Source organism: Rhizobium sp. SG570 (assembly GCF_012275345.1).
Taxonomy (GTDB): Bacteria; Pseudomonadota; Alphaproteobacteria; order Rhizobiales; family Rhizobiaceae; genus Rhizobium; species Rhizobium lusitanum.
In genome coordinates this window covers 659,237-677,141 of sequence record NZ_JAAZQI010000002.1, presented here as the reverse complement: position 1 = coordinate 677,141, position 17,905 = coordinate 659,237, and the positions used below count along the sequence as shown (strand labels likewise).

At 60.2% G+C, this 17,905-nt stretch carries 18 protein-coding genes; 9 read left to right on the top strand and 9 right to left on the bottom strand.

Annotation, left to right across the window (positions count from 1 at the left end):
• Window positions 1–153 precede the first annotated feature (153 nt).
• From FHT28_RS07120 to FHT28_RS07110, 3 genes are read left to right on the top strand one after another with little or no spacing between them, the layout of a single operon-like run.
• Window positions 154–660: a helix-turn-helix domain-containing protein gene (locus tag FHT28_RS07120; protein WP_092573731.1), complete on the top strand. Its 507-nt coding sequence runs from the start codon at window positions 154–156 to the stop codon at window positions 658–660.
• 17 nt (window positions 661–677) lie between these two features.
• On the top strand, window positions 678–1,943 hold the full coding sequence (gene fabF, locus FHT28_RS07115; protein ID WP_113118253.1) for a beta-ketoacyl-ACP synthase II: 1,266 nt from the start codon (window positions 678–680) through the stop codon (window positions 1,941–1,943).
• A 59-nt stretch (window positions 1,944–2,002) separates the two neighbouring features.
• Window positions 2,003–2,422: a DUF4864 domain-containing protein gene (locus tag FHT28_RS07110; RefSeq protein WP_092573730.1), complete on the top strand. Its 420-nt coding sequence runs from the start codon at window positions 2,003–2,005 to the stop codon at window positions 2,420–2,422.
• Window positions 2,423–2,557: 135 nt separating this feature from the next.
• Here the strand turns inward: FHT28_RS07110 and FHT28_RS07105 are convergent, their stop codons facing one another.
• From FHT28_RS07105 to coaD, 7 genes are all read right to left on the bottom strand, one after another.
• Window positions 2,558–3,448 carry a cell wall hydrolase gene (locus FHT28_RS07105; RefSeq protein WP_168595841.1) on the bottom strand — a complete coding sequence of 297 codons (891 nt, stop codon included), beginning with the start codon at window positions 3,446–3,448 and terminating at the stop codon, window positions 2,558–2,560.
• 297 nt (window positions 3,449–3,745) lie between these two features.
• Window positions 3,746–4,126 carry a VOC family protein gene (locus FHT28_RS07100; protein ID WP_168595840.1) on the bottom strand — a complete coding sequence of 127 codons (381 nt, stop codon included), beginning with the start codon at window positions 4,124–4,126 and terminating at the stop codon, window positions 3,746–3,748.
• Between the two features lie 242 nt (window positions 4,127–4,368).
• Window positions 4,369–5,499, bottom strand: a complete 1,131-nt coding sequence (gene tgt / locus FHT28_RS07095) for a tRNA guanosine(34) transglycosylase Tgt (RefSeq protein ID WP_113118257.1) — start codon at window positions 5,497–5,499, stop codon at window positions 4,369–4,371.
• A gap of 6 nt (window positions 5,500–5,505) precedes the next feature.
• The gene (gene queA, locus FHT28_RS07090; RefSeq protein WP_168595839.1) at window positions 5,506–6,591 is read right to left on the bottom strand and encodes a tRNA preQ1(34) S-adenosylmethionine ribosyltransferase-isomerase QueA; all 1,086 of its coding nucleotides are present in this window, start codon (window positions 6,589–6,591) and stop codon (window positions 5,506–5,508) included.
• 74 nt (window positions 6,592–6,665) lie between these two features.
• Complete coding sequence (locus FHT28_RS07085; RefSeq protein ID WP_037202088.1) at window positions 6,666–7,166, bottom strand: peptidylprolyl isomerase; 501 nt, start codon at window positions 7,164–7,166, stop codon at window positions 6,666–6,668.
• Window positions 7,167–7,196: 30 nt separating this feature from the next.
• Window positions 7,197–7,769, bottom strand: a complete 573-nt coding sequence (locus FHT28_RS07080) for a peptidylprolyl isomerase (protein WP_037202085.1) — start codon at window positions 7,767–7,769, stop codon at window positions 7,197–7,199.
• 29 nt (window positions 7,770–7,798) lie between these two features.
• Entirely contained in the window at window positions 7,799–8,311 is a 513-nt protein-coding gene (coaD, locus tag FHT28_RS07075) for a pantetheine-phosphate adenylyltransferase (protein ID WP_037202812.1), read from the bottom strand.
• Window positions 8,312–8,510: 199 nt separating this feature from the next.
• On the opposite strand from coaD, the gene FHT28_RS07070 reads away from it, so the two are divergent.
• From FHT28_RS07070 to FHT28_RS07060, 4 genes are all read left to right on the top strand, one after another.
• Window positions 8,511–8,735 (top strand): hypothetical protein, encoded by a 225-nt coding sequence (locus FHT28_RS07070; RefSeq protein ID WP_047561764.1) that lies wholly within the window; start codon window positions 8,511–8,513, stop codon window positions 8,733–8,735.
• 93 nt (window positions 8,736–8,828) lie between these two features.
• A complete protein-coding gene (locus FHT28_RS07065) occupies window positions 8,829–8,987 on the top strand; it encodes a hypothetical protein (RefSeq protein WP_167669546.1) in 159 nt (52 codons plus the stop codon).
• Between the two features lie 39 nt (window positions 8,988–9,026).
• Complete coding sequence (locus FHT28_RS36650) at window positions 9,027–9,161, top strand: hypothetical protein (RefSeq protein WP_280518123.1); 135 nt, start codon at window positions 9,027–9,029, stop codon at window positions 9,159–9,161.
• Between the two features lie 213 nt (window positions 9,162–9,374).
• Window positions 9,375–10,265, top strand: a complete 891-nt coding sequence (locus tag FHT28_RS07060) for an NAD(P)-dependent oxidoreductase (RefSeq protein WP_168595838.1) — start codon at window positions 9,375–9,377, stop codon at window positions 10,263–10,265.
• Window positions 10,266–10,410: 145 nt separating this feature from the next.
• Here the strand turns inward: FHT28_RS07060 and gyrA are convergent, their stop codons facing one another.
• The gene (gyrA, locus tag FHT28_RS07055; RefSeq protein WP_037202078.1) at window positions 10,411–13,209 is read right to left on the bottom strand and encodes a DNA gyrase subunit A; all 2,799 of its coding nucleotides are present in this window, start codon (window positions 13,207–13,209) and stop codon (window positions 10,411–10,413) included.
• A gap of 226 nt (window positions 13,210–13,435) precedes the next feature.
• Here gyrA and FHT28_RS07050 point away from each other — a divergent pair, with 226 nt between their 5' ends.
• On the top strand, window positions 13,436–14,068 hold the full coding sequence (locus tag FHT28_RS07050) for a MarC family protein (RefSeq protein ID WP_037202076.1): 633 nt from the start codon (window positions 13,436–13,438) through the stop codon (window positions 14,066–14,068).
• A 56-nt stretch (window positions 14,069–14,124) separates the two neighbouring features.
• Here FHT28_RS07050 and FHT28_RS07045 read toward each other — a convergent pair whose 3' ends face one another.
• Window positions 14,125–14,685, bottom strand: a complete 561-nt coding sequence (locus FHT28_RS07045) for a single-stranded DNA-binding protein (protein ID WP_037202811.1) — start codon at window positions 14,683–14,685, stop codon at window positions 14,125–14,127.
• A gap of 271 nt (window positions 14,686–14,956) precedes the next feature.
• Here FHT28_RS07045 and uvrA point away from each other — a divergent pair, with 271 nt between their 5' ends.
• On the top strand, window positions 14,957–17,878 hold the full coding sequence (gene uvrA, locus FHT28_RS07040) for an excinuclease ABC subunit UvrA (protein WP_047561762.1): 2,922 nt from the start codon (window positions 14,957–14,959) through the stop codon (window positions 17,876–17,878).
• Window positions 17,879–17,905: the final 27 nt, after the last annotated feature.

Genomic DNA, 17,905 nt, shown 5'->3' with positions numbered 1-17,905 from the left:
ACGCTTTACCGCAGAGCTGCCTTGTTGAAACGACCGCAAACGGATTCCGGATCGCTTCCTTTTATTTCTAAATGCCCTGACGCAAATTCCGGTGGACGCTTGTCACTCGCAGTAACTTGCATGATGATAGCTACTCATGCTATTCGCCTTGCCATGCAGAGAACAAGCTTCAGCACCTTCAAATGTCCGGCCGCGCGTGCGCTTGAGAGCGTTGGTGACTGGTGGAGCATCCTCATCCTGCGGGACGCGTTTCAGGGGCTGAGCCGGTTCGACGAATTCCAGAGAAATCTCGGCGTCGCGCCGAACATCCTCACGCGGCGGCTCAAGCACTTGACCGATGAAGGCCTGTTCGAGCGGCGTCTCTACAATGAGCGACCGCCGCGCTACGAATATGTGCTGACCGCTAGGGGGCGCGACTTCTTTCCGGTTCTGATGGCGCTTTTCACCTGGGGCAATCAGTATCTGCCGGCCGAGGAAGTCGCCATGCGGCTCGCCGATGCCGACACGGGCGAGGATCGGGATCCCCTTCTCATCGACAGGGTAACCGGCCGCGCATTTCATCCCGAAGACACGATATTGGTGCCCGGGCCGGCCGCCGATGACGCCGTTCATGAGCGCATCGCCCAGATGAAAGCATGGTTTTTGGGCTTCGACGCCTGATTAAATAGGAGCAAGACATGGATCGTATCGTCGTAACCGGCATGGGCCTGGTTTCCCCTCTTGGCGTCGGCGTCAATGCGAGTTGGAAGCGGCTGATTGCGGGTCGCTCCGGTCTGAGGCTGCTGCCCGAGGAGATGGTCGGCGATCTCGCCGCCAAGGTCGGCGGCATCGTTCCGAGCATCGATGAGGACCCGGAAGCCGGATTCGATGTCGACCGCTACGTGCCGATCAAGGACCAGAAGAAGATGGACCGCTTCATCCTCTTTGCCATGGCGGCCGCTGAGGAAGCGATCCTTCAGGCCGGCTGGCAGCCGACGGAGCTTCTCGATCTGGAGCGTACCGCCACGATCATAGCGTCGGGGGTCGGCGGTTTTCCGGCCATCGCCGATGCAGTGCGTACGGCCGAAACGCGTGGGGTCCGGCGGCTGTCGCCCTTCACCATCCCGTCCTTCCTCGTCAATCTCGCCGCCGGCCAGGTCAGCATCCGCTATGGATATAAGGGGCCGCTCGGCGCGCCGGTCACGGCCTGCGCGGCAAGCGTCCAGGCAATCGGCGATGCGGCACGGCTGATCCGCTCCGGCGAGGCCGATGTTGCCATTTGCGGAGGCGCCGAAGCCTGCATCGATAAGGTCAGCCTCGGCGGCTTCGCTGCAGCAAGAGCCCTTTCCACCGGCTTCAGCAACCGGCCGGAGGAAGCCTCTCGCCCGTTCGACAGTGCGCGTGACGGTTTCGTCATGGGTGAAGGCGCCGGCATGCTCGTCATCGAGACACTGGAACACGCGCTTGCCCGCGGTGCCACGCCGCTTGCCGAACTCGTCGGTTACGGCACTGCCGCCGACGCCTATCACATGACGGCCGGACCGGAAGATGGTGACGGCGCGCGCCGGGCGATGCTCGCGGCTCTTTCGCAGGCACGGATTTCGCCTGCCGAGGTCAAGCATCTCAATGCGCATGCGACGTCGACGCCGGTGGGCGACCATGGCGAGATGGAGGCTATCAAGACGGTCTTCGGCCGCAACGGCGCAATTGCGGTCAGCGGCACCAAGGCGGCGACCGGCCATCTGCTAGGAGCCGCCGGCGGCATGGAAGCGATCTTCACCATCATGGCGCTGCGCGACCAGATCGCCCCGCCGACGCGCAACCTGCAGGAACCGGATCCGTCGGCCGAAGGCATCGATTTGGTCGGCACGACCGCCCGACCGATGGCCATGGACTATGCCATTTCCAATGGCTTTGGCTTCGGTGGCGTCAATGCCAGCGCGCTGTTCCGCCGCTGGCAATAGCCGCTTTCGCGAAGGCGGGAAGCGCGCTATTCTGGCTGTGACATAGCCGGAGATCGCCCATGCGTGTATTTCCCGTAGCCGCCATGCTCTGCCTCATCCTCGCGTCGACAGCGCGCGCGGAAGACCCGGTGCAGACCGCCCAGAGCCTGATCCAGGAACAGATAGGCGCTTTCCTGCATAACGATGCAACCGCCGCCTATTCCTTCGCGGCACCGGGCATCAAGGCGCTGTTTCCCGACAAGGATACTTTCTTTGCCATGGTGAAGAAGGCCTACCAGCCGGTCTATCACCCCGGCAACTACGCATTCGGGAAAAGCCGCGCGATCGATAACGGCGCCGTCGTCTATCAGGAAGTGCTGATCACAGGCACCGACGGCAAAGACTGGACGGCGATCTACCAGATAACCCGACAGCCTGATGGTGCCTACAAGATCAATGGCGTGCAAATCCTGCCGAATGCGACGAGCGAAGGTATTTGAAGGGAAACGGTGCCGTAGAGGGCGGCGCGTCCATCACGAAAGACAGTACGCGCCGCTAAAAGGCATTGGCTAGAGCATTTCCAGGAAAAGTGCGAAGCGGTTTTCCGTCTGGAATGCGTAAAGAAACAAAACGCTCTAGCCTCGGATTCTCAGAGAGTTGCCGGAAAAGCTGCCGCTGTCGAAATTCGGGCGCGGCTGCGGAACGGCTATGGTGGAGGTCGGCACCGGAGTGGCGACTGCATTTGCATCTGTGACAGGCGCCGAAATCGACATGGAAGTCGGAGCCGGTGTCGGAATGGGAACTTCAGCCGGAACCAGCGTAGTCGTTGTCGGCAAATTGACGGTCGGGTTTGATACCGGCGTAAAGGTGGCGACGGAAGGTGCTGGCTGCATCGGTTGCGTCTCCGGCAGAACGAACGGAGATTGCGTCGCCGACATGCTCTGCCCGGACACGTAGTTCATCGCAACTTCATAGGCCGGAAGCGGTGCGGGGGTCTGCAGTTCGCCGTCGCGACCGCGCTTCTCGTAGAAGGCGTTTCCACCAGCTATGGCAACATAGTGCATGTTATCATAGGGAAATCTCAGACCCTGGGTATGGAAGAACATCGCGTCCTTCACGCCAGGATGTCGCTCTCCCCGCAGAATAGCAGTCGCTGCAAGATCAAGGTCCGGCTGTGCCTGGGCTTTGACTTCCTTGACCATCACTCCGGGCGCGAACTGTCTTTCCTGAGCTACGATACCGCAGATCGTATTCGGATAGGCGCCGGACGTCAGCCTGTTCATCACGACTGTCCCGACTGCCATATATCCATCATGGTCGGAATGTTCCGACTCGAAATACATTGCGCGCTCGAGACAGTCTCTGTCCTTTGCGGTGTAATTATATGTAACTTTCGCTGGACGAATGGGTTTCGTCGAACTGCGGGAGCTCGGTGCTGCCTTCTGCGTCGTCGTGCAGCTCGTGGCTACCAGACCGACAAGCAATAGTCCCGAAAGACATGCCCCCAATTTGCGTTGCGCCCTCAACGGCAAGTGCCTCCTAGTTTCAGTAGAACAGCCCTTATCGACAAAGAGAATGCGTTGTAGCCGGATTTCTTCAAAATTCCAAGCGTTACGCAATCAAATTAGCCAGTGATGCTTATCATTGGCGGAAGGACCGTTTATTCCGATTCGCTATTTTTTCCCAATACTTTCCTATCGCAAAGCCGTCACGAGCTCTGCTGGAGCTCCGGGTGCATCCCTGGCGTCATGCCCCCGATCGGCTCGAAACGATATCAATTAATGATAGCAATCAATTGATAATAAATGATTTACCATGCAGGTTCACTCGCTGCGCCAGCCGACCTCGATGAGAATTTGTCCGGGCGCGAAGCAATAGAACGACCAACCGCCACGCATCGCGGCAGGCGGCTGTCTCATCTCGCAGCCAGCCGCTTTCGCCCGCTCGTATTGTGCATCGACAGCCTCGCGAGACGGGAGCATGAAGCCGATATGATAGGTGTTGCGGCCGACCGATACGGTGTCGGCGCCGCCGAATTTCTCGGTTGGTCGGCTGATGACCAGCTCAAGCCCGGCATCGTCGCATAGGATCGCGAGACCGTTTGCGCCACGTGTTTCGACCTCGGTCAGGCCGAACGCGGAGACAAGAACATCCCGGGTCGCGGCGACATCGGGAACGTGCAGATCTAGATGATTCAGTCGCATGACAGCTCCAAGAGGCTTTCCCGCGGAGACATGTCGGTCGAAACGGCCCACGCCAACGCGGGACACTCGGCCACAATGGCCAAGTTCCGCGTCGTGGGTTCTCACGCCGATGGCGTGGAGCAGAGCTTCCGGGTGGAAGGGGTCGGGCTTACCGAGACCGACCCTGCCTTTTTCGACAAGCATCGAATAGCGCGAAATCGTGACGGGAGCAAGCGTACGCCAACGCCTCCGATATTCACGGCTTACACCGGCTCGAGATCGCCCCTCGCCCAATTTTCCTGAGTCTCCGCCATGAAATCGGCAAAGCGGTCTTCGGCGATTGCCTGGCGAATGCCCTGCATCAGCTCCTGATAATAGGCGAGATTGTGCCAGGAGAGCAGCATGCCACCGAGCGCCTCGTTGGCGCGGACGAGGTGGTGCAGATAGGCGCGGGAGTAGTCACGCGAGGCCGGGCAGTTGGACTGCTCGTCGAGCGGGCGCATGTCCTCGGCGTGGCGTGCATTGCGGATATTGACCTTGCCGCGGCGGGTGAAGGCGAGACCATGCCGGCCGGAGCGGGTCGGCATGACGCAATCGAACATGTCGATACCGCGCGCAACCGATTTCAGGATGTCGTCCGGCGTGCCGACGCCCATCAAATAGCGCGGCTTTTCGGTCGGCAGCTCAGGCAGCGTGATCTCGAGCATGCGCAGCATGACCTCCTGCGGCTCGCCGACGGCAAGGCCGCCGACGGCGTAGCCCTTCAGGTCCAATCCGCTCAAAGCTTGCGCGGAACGGACACGCAGATCGGGGATATCGCCGCCCTGCACGATGCCGAACATCGCCTTGCCCGGCTGGTCGCCGAAGGCCGCCTTGCAGCGATCCGCCCAGCGCAAGGACATCTCCATGGCGCGCTCGATCTCCTTCGGCGTCGAGGGCAAGGCCACGCATTCGTCGAGCTGCATCTGGATATCGGAACCGAGCAGTCCCTGAATCTCGATCGAGCGCTCGGGCGACATATGATGCAGGCTGCCGTCGACATGCGACTTGAAGGTGACGCCCTTCTCGTCGAGCTTGCGCAAGCCCGACAGCGACATCACCTGGAAGCCGCCGGAATCGGTCAGGATCGGATGTTTCCAGCGGATCAGTTCGTGCAGGCCACCGAGACGCGCGACACGTTCGGCGGTCGGGCGCAGCATCAAGTGGTAGGTATTGCCGAGGATGATGTCGGCGCCGGTTTCTCGCACCTGGTCGAGATACATCGCCTTGACCGTGCCGACCGTACCAACAGGCATGAAGGCCGGCGTGCGGATCGTGCCGCGCGGCATGGACACTTCGCCGAGGCGGGCACCGCCATCGTTCTTTTTCAATTGGAATTGAAAGCTCTCGCTCATCTCGTCCTAGTCTTTCCGGTAGAGCAGGCTGCCATCGCCATAGGAATAGAAGCGATAGCCCGTCTCGATAGCATGGGTATAGGCCGCGCGCATCGTATCGAGGCCGGCGAAGGCCGATACGAGCATGAACAGCGTCGAGCGCGGCAGGTGAAAATTGGTCATCAGCATGTCGACGGCCTTGAAGCGGTAGCCGGGCGTGATGAAGATGCCGGTGGCACCCTGCCAGGGCTGGATGGTGCCGTCGTCATCGGCAGCACTTTCGATCAGTCGCAGCGACGTCGTCCCGACGCAGATGATGCGTCCGCCCCTCGCCTTCACGGCATTGAGCTTGACCGCTGTCCCGGCGTCGACATAGCCGATCTCGAAATGCATCTTGTGGTCGTCGGTATCGTCGGCCTTGACCGGCAGGAACGTGCCGGCACCAACATGCAGTGTCACGAAATGCCGTTCGACACCCATGGCGTCGAGCGCTGCAAACAGCGCCGGCGTAAAATGCAGGCCGGCTGTGGGCGCTGCGACAGCGCCCTCTTCCCGGGCATAGATCGTCTGGTAATCGGCGCGATCACGCTCGTCTTCCGCTCGCTTGGCTGCGATGTAAGGCGGCAGGGGAATATGGCCGACCGTGGCGATTGCCTCGTCCAGCGCCGGGCCGGACAGATCGAACCGCAGGGTGATCTCGCCGCCCTCGCCCTTGTCCTCGACCGTGGCGTCAAGCGTGCCGAGCGAACAGACGGTCTCGCCATGGCCGAACTGGATACGATCGCCGATCTTGATGCGCTTGCCGGGCCTGGCGAAAGCCTTCCAGCGATCAGGCGCGCTGCGCATGTGCAAGGTCGCCGAGACCTGCTGGCCGGGCGCGCCCTCGCGATGGCGAATGCCCTCCAATTGCGCCGGTATCACCCTGGTATCGTTGAAGACCACGGCGTCGCCTGGGCGCAGGAAGGATGGCAGATCCCGGACCAGATGGTCGCTCAGCGTGTTGCCGCGGTCATTCGGATCGACGACGAGCAGGCGCGCACTATCGCGCGGGTCGGCGGGCCTGAGCGCGATACGCTCATCCGGCAGGTCGAAATCGAAAAGGTCAACACGCATTCAGCTCATCCAGGCAAAGCGAAACCCGCCCCCACGCCCGAAGCGCAAGAGGCGGGTTTCAGGAATAATCACGATCAGACGTCGGCGGCAACCCGCGCGGAGACGATCGAGTCCGGATCCTTCACCGGCTCGCCACGCTTGATCTTGTCGACATTGTCCATGCCGCTGATCACCTGACCCCAGACCGAATACTGCTTGTTCAGCCAGGGTGCATCGGTGAAGCAGATGAAGAACTGCGAGTTGGCGGAGTTCGGGTTCTGCGAGCGCGCCATCGAGCAGGTGCCCCGCGTATGCGAGGTGGCGGAAAATTCAGCCTTCAGGTCCGGCTTGGACGAGCCGCCGGTACCGGCGCGGGCGGTATTGCCGCCGACCTTGCCATGTTCCACGTCGCCGGTCTGGGCCATGAAGCCATCGATGACGCGATGGAAGACGACGCCGTCATAAGCCTTTTCGCGAGCAAGTTCCTTGATGCGAGCGACATGCTCGGGAGCGACCTGCGGCAGAAGCTGAATGACAACTTCGCCCTTGGTGGTTTCCAGGATGAGGGTGTTTTCGGGATCCTTGATCTCAGCCATGTTCGTTTCCTCGTTCTATATGTTCTACACTTACTTCTTGGTGACGGTGACCTTGACCATCTTGTCCGGGTTGCTCACTTCGCCGTTCTGCCCCTCGCCGCGCTTGATCTTGTCGACGAGCTCCATGCCGGAGATGACCTTGCCGACGACCGTGTACTGGCCGTTCAGCGAATCGCCATCGGCGAACATGATGAAGAACTGCGAATTGGCGGAATTCGGGTCCTGGGCGCGCGCCATGCCGACCGTGCCGCGCGTGAAAGGAACCTTGGAGAATTCGGCCGGAAGGTTCGGCAAATCGGAGCCGCCGGTGCCGGCCTTCTGCGCGTTGTAACCCTTTGTCGTATTGCCGAACTTGACGTCGCCGGTCTGAGCCATGAAGCCGTCGATGACGCGGTGGAAGACGACATTGTCGTATTCGCCCTTCTTCGCCAGCGCTTCGATCTGCGCGACGTGCTTGGGAGCAACCTCAGGCATCAATTGGATGACAACGGGACCATCCTTGAGCTGGATCGTGAGAAGATCCGCGGCTGCTGCCGAGAATGCGCTGCCGGCGAAGGCGGCAAGGCTCAGGAAGCCTGCCAATGCGATATGGAAAAGTTTCATGGGTGCTCCGTTCGGAAATGGATTTCAGCTCAGCTTTTGGCGCTGGCCGCATCTTTGAGTTTGCCAGTCAGGGCTTCCAGAACCGCTGACGGCACGAAGGCGCTGACATCGCCGCCCATGGATGCGATTTGCCGCACCAATGTGGCAGTTATGGGCCGCGACGCTGTGCCGGCTGGCAGAAACAGCGTCTGGATATCCGGCGCCATCTGCCTGTTCATGCCGGCCATCTGCATTTCGTAGTCGAGATCGGTGCCATCGCGCAGGCCGCGCACCAGCAGGGTCGCACCCTGCGCGCGGGCGGCATCGACCACCAGATTGTCGAAGGCGACGACGGAAATATCACCCGCCTTTGGCGGAACGGCCTCCGCGAGCGATCTGCGGATCAGCTCCGCCCGCTCCTCGAAGGAGAAGAGCGGCTTCTTGCCGGGATGAATACCGATCCCGACAATAACCTTCGAGGCGACATTCAGCGCCTGCACGAGGACATCCAAATGTCCGTTGGTCATCGGGTCGAAGGATCCGGGATAAAAGGCTGTCGTCATACCAAGCCGGCTCGTTGTTTCGACGCCTTTTGTCACGGATGGGGCCGTATCGCAAGTCATTTGCAACCCCAGGGCCGCCTCTGAACCGCAGATGAATACGGCGTTCAAGCCTGTTTCAGCTCGCCAATGCTTTGTTGGCACCAACATCGAACGAGCCTGGTTCAACGGCTCGCCTCCCCGGCTCTAGGAACATCCCGCCATGCTTGTCTTCATTATCGCAGGCGCCATCATCGGTTCATTTGTCGTCGAATACCTCGTTCATCTTTTCGCCGATAACTACGCGATCGAATGGGATTCGGCCTCGGAAAGTGCCAAGGGCATCAGTTCTGCCCAAGAAATCGCCATTGCTATGCGCAGGACGCATCGCGAATCTGAACGCCAGATGAACAAGGCATTCAAGGTCGCTTCAGGCACGCATTGCTAAATACCCTCTCAACAACGGCGGAACTATTTACGAACCGCCGCGTTTAAAGTCCGAAACACAGATTTGCACATTGCGGCAAGAAGGAAGATTAGTATGCCCGACAAGATCACCCTTATTAACGTCGTTTGGATGGCCATGATTTCGGGAATGCTTGCAGCTACCATCGCGCTTTACGATCAAAAACCAGACCAGTCGAAGATTTATGGTCCCTTTGCTTCGGCTCGCCCCTTCGTTGCCTCGAGCCAATACTAAGGGATCTGAACGCTAGTCCCACCAAAGGAGGGAGCGATCATGTTCACGATTTTGACGGTGCTTACGCTTTTCATCAGCATCATGTTTATCGTCTCCGTCGCATCCACCATTTCGGCGCTCCATCGCGAAAGCGAAGAGAGCAAGAGGCTGCATAAGCGTCACAAGACGCTCTGATCTCCGCGTACCGAGCACACTTACCCCACCAGGTGCTCGGATGGACTTGAACCGGACGCTCCCTTAGCGTCCGGTTTTTTTGTGCCATGAAATATCACGATCAATTCGCTGATCTTGTTGCCAGATTACCGTTGCGGCAGGACCCTGATTTTGCGACCTTGGACATGCCGATTTCCTCAATCGGAATGTTGCCCATGTCGCTAAGGGATCGAGATGCGCATTGTCCTAACAGGCAGCTCCGGGCGGCTTGGCCGCGCGATTTTCAATGCCTTGGCAGGGGATAGCGAGATCCTGGGGATCGATCGCTCTCCATTCTCGACAACGCATCTTGTCGGGGATTTCGCCGATGCATCGCTTCTGCGGGATGCCTTGGCGGGTGCGGATGCAATTATCCATAGCGCGGCGCTCCACGCCCCTCATGTCGGAAACGTCTCCGACGACGAATTTCGGCGCGTCAACGTCGAGGGGACACGCCTTTTGGGAGAGGTGGCTTTAGCCGCCGGCGTCAAGCGACTGGTATTCACCAGCACCACGGCACTCTATGGTCACGCGGTCGTGCCAGGCCGCTGCATATGGATCGACGAGACCACCGAACCGCAGCCTAGAAGCATCTACCATCGCACGAAACTGGAAGCCGAGAAAATCCTGGAGAACATGGCGGGCCCGGATTTGCAGGTGCGCATTCTGCGCATGTCTCGGAGTTTCCCCGAACCGGGAAATGTGATGGCCGTCTATCGATTGCATCGCGGAGTCGACATCCGGGACGTGGCCGACGCTCATGCGGCGGCATTGAGGAATGGCGGCGATCATTTTCAACGCCATATCGTTTCTGTCGGAACGCTTTTCGAGCGCGGAGACTGCGAGGATCTCGCGATCGATGCGGCGTCTGTCATCAGGCTGCGCGTGCCCGCACTCGCCGCCGAGTTCGAACGCCGAAAGTGGCCCTTGCCGCGAACGATCGATCGCATCTACGCCTCGACTTCGGCGGGTGCCGTGCTTGGATGGCACTCCCGCTTCGGCTATGGCGAAGTTCTGGCGCAACTGCACCGGGGCAGCCTGGACGTGCTGCCGCCCTTTTCCTCGAGCAGCAGCCGGCCGGAATAGAGACCTGCTCATCCACCGCTCTTGCGTATCGCCCAAAAACAAACGCATAAGTCTGCTTTTCAAGGCAGGCTTATGCGTTTGTAGACACTCTACTTTTGACCACGGACGGAGTTGAACCCCGCTTGCGTCGCCGGACGCAGCGAACTTATTCCTCGCTTGCGCCCTCGATGTCGCCGGCCGCTTCTCCTGGCTCGCCAGTGGCCGTGCCGTCATCCTCGATCACTGCATCGTCTTCGCCTTCGGGCTCGCTGATGCGTTCCACGGAGACGACATTCTCGTCCTTGGCGGTCGAGAAGATGGTCACGCCCTTGGTAGCGCGGCTGGCGATGCGGATGCCGCCAACGGGCACACGGATCAACTGACCGCCGTCCGAGACAAGCATGATCTGATCGCTGTCCTCGACCGGGAAGGCGGCAACGAGCTTGCCGATCTCGCCGGTCTTCGACGTGTCGGTGGCGCGGATACCCTTGCCACCACGGCCGGAGATACGGAAATCGTAAGACGAGGATCGCTTGCCGAAGCCCTTTTCCGAAACCGTCAGAACGAATTGCTCCAGCGCCTTCAGCTCTTCGTAGCGCTCGTCACTCAGCTGTCCCTCTTCGGTGACCTCCTCGCCAACCAGCGCGATTTCTTCGTCGTCGCCGGTCGTCGACCGGCGGTCGATGACCGAGCGCTTCAGATAGGCCGCACGCTCCCAGGGTTCCGCATCGACATGGCGGACGATCGTCATCGAAATGATGCTGTCGCCAGACGCCAGGCTGATGCCGCGAACACCGACGGAATTGCGGCCGGCAAAGACGCGCACATCCGAAACCGAGAAGCGGATGCACTGGCCGAGCGCAGTCGTCATCAGCACATCGTCATGTTCGGTGCAGGTCTCGACGGAGAGGATTTCATCACCCGCCTCCTCCAGCTTCATGGCGATCTTGCCGTTGCGGTTGACCTGGACGAAATCGGACAGCTTGTTGCGGCGCACAGTTCCGCGCGTCGTCGTAAACATCACGTCGAGATTATCCCATGTGGTCTCGTCTTCCGGCAGGGGCATGATCGTGGTGATGCGCTCACCATGCTCCAGCGGCAGCATGTTGATCAGCGCCTTGCCGCGCGAGGTCGGCGTGCCGATCGGTAGGCGCCAGACCTTTTCCTTGTAGACGATGCCGCGCGAGGAGAAGAACAGCACCGGCGTATGCGTATTGAGAACGAATAGCCGGGTAACGAAATCCTCGTCGCGCGTGGTCATTCCCGAGCGGCCCTTGCCGCCGCGACGCTGCGCGCGATAGGTCGTCAGCGGCACGCGCTTGATGTAGCCGAGATGCGACACGGTGACGACCATGTCCTCACGAGCAATCAGGTCCTCGTCGTCCATCTCGAGACCGCCATCGACGATCTCGGTACGGCGCGGCGTGCCGAACTCGTCGCGAACGGCGATAAGCTCTTCTTTTACAATGGTTTGGATGCGGACGCGAGAAGAGAGAATATCGAGGTAATCCTTGATCTCGACGCCGATCTGGTTGAGCTCTTCGTCGATTTCGTCTCGGCCGAGAGCGGTCAGACGTGCCAGGCGCAGTTCGAGAATGGCACGCGCCTGTTCTTCCGAAAGGTTGTAGGTGCCGTCCTCGTTTATGCGATGGCGCGGGTCATCAATTAGCTGGATAAGGGATTCGACATCCGCCGCCGGCCAGCGGCGCGTCATCAGTTCTTCACGCGCCGACTGCGGATCCGGAGCGCCGCGAATAACGCGAATGACTTCGTCGATATTGGCGACGGCGATCGCGAGGCCGACCAAGACGTGCGCACGATCGCGCGCCTTGCGCAGCAGGTACTTGGTGCGACGGCTGATCACTTCTTCGCGGAAGGCCACGAAGGCGCGCAGCATATCCAGCAGGTTCAGCTGTTCGGGTTTTCCGCCGTTCAGCGCCACCATGTTGCAGCCGAAGGAGGTCTGCAGCGGCGTATAGCGATAAAGCTGGTTGAGGATGACCTCGGCATTGGCATCGCGCTTCAGCTCGACGACGACGCGATAGCCCTGACGGTCGGATTCGTCGCGCAGATCGGAGATGCCTTCGATACGCTTGTCGCGCACCAGCTCGGCCATCTTCTCGATCATCGACGCCTTGTTCACCTGATAGGGAATTTCGGTGATGATGATGTGTTCGCGATCGCCACGCATCGGCTCGATGACGGCGACACCGCGCATGACGACGGAGCCACGGCCCGTCTCATAAGCGGAACGGATACCCGCACGGCCGAGGATCTTGGCGCCGGTCGGGAAATCCGGGCCGGGGATGATCTCCATGATCTCAGGCAGTTCGATCGCCGGATTGTCGATCAGGGCAATACAGCCGTTGACCACTTCCGAGAGATTGTGCGGCGGAATATTCGTCGCCATGCCGACGGCAATGCCGCCGGAGCCGTTGACGAGCAGGTTGGGGAAGCGGGCCGGCAGAACCTTCGGTTCTTCCGTCGTCGCATCGTAGTTTTCCTGGAAATCGACCGTTTCCTTGTCGATATCCTCAAGAAGCTCATGGGCGACCTTCGTCAGGCGCGATTCCGTGTAACGCATCGCTGCCGGCGGATCGCCATCGATCGAACCAAAATTTCCCTGCCCATCGATGAGCGGTACGCGCAGCGACCAGTGCTGCGCCATGCGGACCAAGGCGTCGTAGATCGAGGCGTCGCCATGCGGATGGTATTTACCCATGACGTCGGCGACGGGACGAGCCGACTTCACGTATTTGCGGTTCCAGTGATAGCCGCTTTCATGCGCAGCATAGAGGATACGCCGATGGACGGGCTTGAGACCATCACGGACATCGGGAAGCGCGCGGCTGACGATCACGCTCATGGCGTAATCGAGATACGATCGCTGCATTTCCTCCATGATGGAAATCGGCTCGATGCCTGGCGGGAGCTTCCCGCCGCCGGGTGGTGTTTGCTCAGTCAAAACAGATCACGATCTCTTTTAGAATCACTGCGAAATTTATAGCCGAAAGGCCTGGCGAGCGCCAATTTAGCCCGATGTTTTTGAACAGGCTTTTGCCCTTTAAGCCGTGAAATCGAACATTTCCGTGGCGCAACATGCCTATAGCGCCGCATTGCGCTTTGCGAAAGCCTATTCCTCGCATAACAATGGGTCATAACAACGACAAAGAACCGTTGCCGGGGACCATATGGCGAGCGCAGATACGCTGATCAATGCCTTCACCACACTGCTCGTCACCGTCGATCCGCCAGGCCTGGCGCCGCTGTTCATCGGCCTCACCGCCGGCATGAACCGCGCCGAACGCAAGCAGGTGGCGCTGCGGGGTTCACTGATAGCCCTCTTCATCCTGGCGGCCTTCGCCCTGTTCGGCGCGAGCGTGCTCGGCGTTCTCGGCATTTCCATCGGAGCCTTCCGCATCGCCGGCGGTCTGCTGCTGTTCTGGATCGCCTTCGAGATGGTGTTCGAGCGGCGGCAGGACAGAAAGGAAAAGACGACGGAGATCGCGATCACGCAGGATCATATCCGCAACATCGCGGTCTTCCCGCTGGCCCTGCCCTTGATTGCCGGCCCGGGCGCGATCTCGGCCACGATCCTGCTGGCAAGCTCGTTGCAGACCACGCTCGACCGGGCGCAGTTGATCGGTGTCATCGCCGTCAATCTTGGGCTCGTCTTCGCAGCCCTTGCCATTTCGGACAGGCTCGACCGTATGCTCGGCGCGACTGGCAGAGCCATCCTCACGCGATTGCTCGGTGTGATCCTCGCCGCACTTGCCGCCCAGTTTGTCGTGGATGGTGCGCGGGCAGCGTTGAAGCTTCCATGAAAAAGGCCCGCCGATAAGGCAGGCCTTCGAAAATCCGGCTGCTCGTACCACCAAGCTCAAAACGGAATATCGTCGTCCAGATCGCGCGAGAAATTGCCACCGCCGCCGCTTGGCGCGCCGCCACGGCTACCGCTTGCTGCGCCGCGGCCACCAGATGGCGGTGAAGACTGACCATAGTCGTCACCACCGCCGTAATCGCCGCCACCAAAGTCGCCGCCGCCGCGTCCACCACGACCGCCGCCCTCAACAGAGCCACCGCCCTCGCCGCGACCGTCCAGCATGGTCAGCGTCGAGTTGAAGCCCTGCAGCACGATTTCGGTCGAATACTTATCCTGGCCGTTCTGATCCTGCCACTTGCGGGTCTGAAGCGCGCCCTCGATATAAACCTTGGCGCCTTTCTTCAAATATTGCTCGGCGACCTTGCAGAGACCTTCATTGAAAATGACAACGCGGTGCCACTCCGTCTTTTCCTTGCGCTCGCCGGAATTGCGGTCGCGCCACGTTTCCGAGGTGGCAATATTGAGGTTGGCGATCGGGCGGCCATCCTGCGTGCGGCGGATTTCCGGGTCCGCCCCGAGATTTCCAACCAGAATTACCTTGTTCACACTACCGGCCATGACATCACCCTGCTTGCCGCCCATCGACGGCTCTTAAATTTCACCAGCACACCTTAGACCATTGCCGCCATCAGGTGTTATCCAAGCACCGCCCAAGGCATCTTCATCCACAAAGAAATATCCAAGGGCGATTTTGTTCTTTATTTGTTCTAGTTTGTCTCTATGATCGTGTCAACTGAATCGAAAACCTGGCTCCGGCCATCATTTCAGCCTCGACTCGCGGGCAGCCATCACTAAATAAAGGCAGACTCCAAGGGACCAGCGTAAAACGATGAGCGAACTGAAGACTATTTCCATACGTGGTGCGCGTGAGCACAATCTCAAGGGCATCGATCTCGACCTGCCGCGCAACAAGCTGATCGTCATGACTGGGCTTTCCGGCTCCGGCAAATCGTCGCTCGCCTTCGACACGATCTATGCCGAAGGACAGCGCCGCTATGTGGAGAGCCTGTCAGCCTATGCCCGCCAGTTTCTGGAAATGATGCAGAAGCCGGATGTCGACCAGATCGACGGCCTCTCGCCGGCCATTTCGATCGAACAGAAGACGACCTCGCGCAATCCGCGCTCGACGGTCGGCACAGTGACAGAAATCTACGACTACATGCGCCTGCTGTTTGCGCGCGTCGGCGTGCCCTATTCGCCGGTTACCGGCCTGCCGATCGAGAGCCAGACGGTCAGCCAGATGGTGGACCGCGTTCTCGCCTACGAGGAAGGCACTAGGCTTTACATTCTGGCGCCGCTGGTGCGCGGGCGTAAGGGCGAATACAAGAAGGAACTGGCGGAGCTCATGAAAAAGGGCTTCCAGCGCGTCAAGGTCGACGGGCAGTTCTACGAGATCGCCGATGTGCCGGCGCTCGACAAGAAGTACAAGCACGACATCGACGTCGTGGTCGACCGCATCGTCGTCAGGCCCGATATGGCGGCTCGTCTGGCCGACAGCTTCGAAACCTCGTTGCGTCTTGCCGACGGCCTTGCCGTTGCCGAGTTCGCTGACAAGCCGCTGCCACCAGAGGAAACCGCTGCCGGCGGCTCGGCCAACAAATCGCTGAACGAGACGCATGAGCGCGTGCTGTTTTCGGAGAAGTTCGCCTGTCCGGTTTCCGGCTTCACCATTCCGGAGATCGAACCGCGCCTGTTCTCCTTCAACAATCCCTTTGGCGCCTGCCCCTCTTGCGACGGGCTGGGGTCACAGCAGAAGATCGATCCAGATCTGATCGTGCCGGAGCCGGAGCGCACCTTGCGGGACGGCGCCATTGCGCCATGGGCCAAATCGACATCGCCCTATTACAATCAGACGCTCGAAGCCCTCGGCAAGCATTATGGTTTCAAGCTTGGCAACCGATGGAACGAGCTGTCGGACGAGGCGAAGGACGTTATCCTCAACGGTACGGAAGACAAGATCGAATTCCATTATGCCGACGGTGCGCGCTCCTACACGACGCACAAGAACTTCGAAGGCATCGTGCCGAACCTCCAACGGCGCTGGAAGGAAACGGATTCCGCCTGGGCGCGCGAGGAGATCGAGCGCTTCATGTCGGCCGCCCCCTGCCCGGCCTGCAACGGCTATCGCCTGAAGCCGGAGGCTTTGGCGGTCAAGATCAACAAGCTGCATATCAGCCAGGTCGCGGAAATGTCGATCCGGGTTGCCCGCGACTGGTTCGACGTGCTGCCCGAGACCTTTACCGACAAGCAGAATGAGATTGCAGTGCGCATCCTCAAGGAGATCCGCGATCGCCTGCGCTTCCTGAATGACGTCGGCCTCGAATATCTGAGCCTGTCGCGCAATTCCGGCACGCTTTCGGGCGGCGAAAGCCAGCGTATCCGGCTGGCGTCGCAGATCGGTTCGGGGCTGACAGGCGTGCTCTATGTGCTCGACGAGCCGTCGATTGGCCTGCACCAGCGCGACAATGCCCGCCTTCTGGAGACGCTGAAGCATCTGCGCGATATCGGCAACACGGTCATCGTCGTCGAGCATGACGAGGATGCGATCCTGTCGGCTGACGACGTGGTCGATATCGGCCCCGCAGCCGGCGTGCATGGCGGCCAAGTGATCGCGCATGGCACGCCGCAGGACATCATGGCGAACCCGAAGTCGCTGACCGGCAAATATCTCTCCGGCGAACTCGGCGTGCCGGTTCCCGACGAGCGACGCAAGATCAAGAAGGGCAAGGAGATCAAGGTCGTCGGCGCAAGAGGCAACAACCTCAAGGATGTCACGGCCTCCATTCCGCTCGGCGTCTTCACGGCGGTTACCGGCGTTTCCGGCGGCGGCAAGTCCACCTTCCTGATCGAGACGCTGTACAAGTCCGCCGCGCGGCGTGTGATGGGCGCGCGCGAGATCCCCGCCGATCACGATCGCATCGACGGCTTCGAGCATATCGACAAGGTGATCGACATCGATCAGTCGCCGATCGGACGCACGCCGCGATCGAACCCGGCGACCTATACCGGCGCCTTCACGCCGATCCGCGACTGGTTTGCCGGGCTGCCGGAGGCAAAGGCGCGCGGCTATCAGCCGGGCCGCTTCTCCTTCAACGTCAAGGGCGGCCGTTGCGAGGCCTGCCAGGGCGATGGCGTCATCAAGATCGAGATGCACTTCCTGCCCGACGTCTACGTCACCTGCGACGTTTGCCATGGCAAGCGCTACAACAGAGAGACACTGAACGTCACTTTCAAGACCAAGTCGATCGCCGATGTGCTCGACATGACTGTCGAGGAAGGCGTCGATTTCTTTGCGGCGGTTCCTGCCGTGCGCGACAAGCTGCAGAGCCTGAAGGATGTCGGCCTCGGCTACATCAAGGTCGGCCAGCAGGCCAATACGCTTTCGGGTGGCGAGGCGCAGCGCGTCAAGCTAGCCAAGGAACTGTCGAAGCGATCGACTGGCCGCACGCTCTATATCCTCGACGAACCCACTACCGGGCTGCACTTCCACGACGTCGCCAAGCTGCTGGAAATGCTTCACGAGCTGGTCAATCAGGGCAATTCGGTCGTTGTCATCGAGCACAATCTCGAGGTCATCAAAACAGCCGACTGGATCCTCGATTTCGGTCCCGAGGGGGGCGATGGCGGCGGCGAGATCGTTGCGGTGGGCACGCCGGAGACCATCGTCAAGGAGAAGCGTTCCTATACGGGGCAGTTCCTGAAGGAGTTGCTGGAGCGGCGGCCGATGAAGAAGGTCGCAGCGGCGGAGTGAGTTTTCACCCGATGAACGTCCATGGAG

Excerpts from the sequence above, each read along its gene's own strand:
- FHT28_RS07120 (WP_092573731.1), top strand. The coding sequence starts at position 154 with ATGCAGAGAACAAGCTTCAGCACCTTCAAATGTCCGGCCGCGCGTGCG.
- fabF (WP_113118253.1), top strand. The coding sequence starts at position 678 with ATGGATCGTATCGTCGTAACCGGCATGGGCCTGGTTTCCCCTCTTGGC.
- FHT28_RS07110 (WP_092573730.1), top strand. The coding sequence starts at position 2,003 with ATGCGTGTATTTCCCGTAGCCGCCATGCTCTGCCTCATCCTCGCGTCG.
- FHT28_RS07100 (WP_168595840.1), bottom strand. The coding sequence starts at position 4,126 with ATGCGACTGAATCATCTAGATCTGCACGTTCCCGATGTCGCCGCGACC.
- tgt (WP_113118257.1), bottom strand. The coding sequence starts at position 5,499 with ATGAGCGAGAGCTTTCAATTCCAATTGAAAAAGAACGATGGCGGTGCC.
- queA (WP_168595839.1), bottom strand. The coding sequence starts at position 6,591 with ATGCGTGTTGACCTTTTCGATTTCGACCTGCCGGATGAGCGTATCGCG.
- FHT28_RS07085 (WP_037202088.1), bottom strand. The coding sequence starts at position 7,166 with ATGGCTGAGATCAAGGATCCCGAAAACACCCTCATCCTGGAAACCACC.
- FHT28_RS07080 (WP_037202085.1), bottom strand. The coding sequence starts at position 7,769 with ATGAAACTTTTCCATATCGCATTGGCAGGCTTCCTGAGCCTTGCCGCC.
- coaD (WP_037202812.1), bottom strand. The coding sequence starts at position 8,311 with ATGACGACAGCCTTTTATCCCGGATCCTTCGACCCGATGACCAACGGA.
- FHT28_RS07070 (WP_047561764.1), top strand. The coding sequence starts at position 8,511 with ATGCTTGTCTTCATTATCGCAGGCGCCATCATCGGTTCATTTGTCGTC.
- FHT28_RS07065 (WP_167669546.1), top strand. The coding sequence starts at position 8,829 with ATGCCCGACAAGATCACCCTTATTAACGTCGTTTGGATGGCCATGATT.
- FHT28_RS36650 (WP_280518123.1), top strand. The coding sequence starts at position 9,027 with ATGTTCACGATTTTGACGGTGCTTACGCTTTTCATCAGCATCATGTTT.
- FHT28_RS07060 (WP_168595838.1), top strand. The coding sequence starts at position 9,375 with ATGCGCATTGTCCTAACAGGCAGCTCCGGGCGGCTTGGCCGCGCGATT.
- FHT28_RS07050 (WP_037202076.1), top strand. The coding sequence starts at position 13,436 with ATGGCGAGCGCAGATACGCTGATCAATGCCTTCACCACACTGCTCGTC.
- FHT28_RS07045 (WP_037202811.1), bottom strand. The coding sequence starts at position 14,685 with ATGGCCGGTAGTGTGAACAAGGTAATTCTGGTTGGAAATCTCGGGGCG.
- uvrA (WP_047561762.1), top strand. The coding sequence starts at position 14,957 with ATGAGCGAACTGAAGACTATTTCCATACGTGGTGCGCGTGAGCACAAT.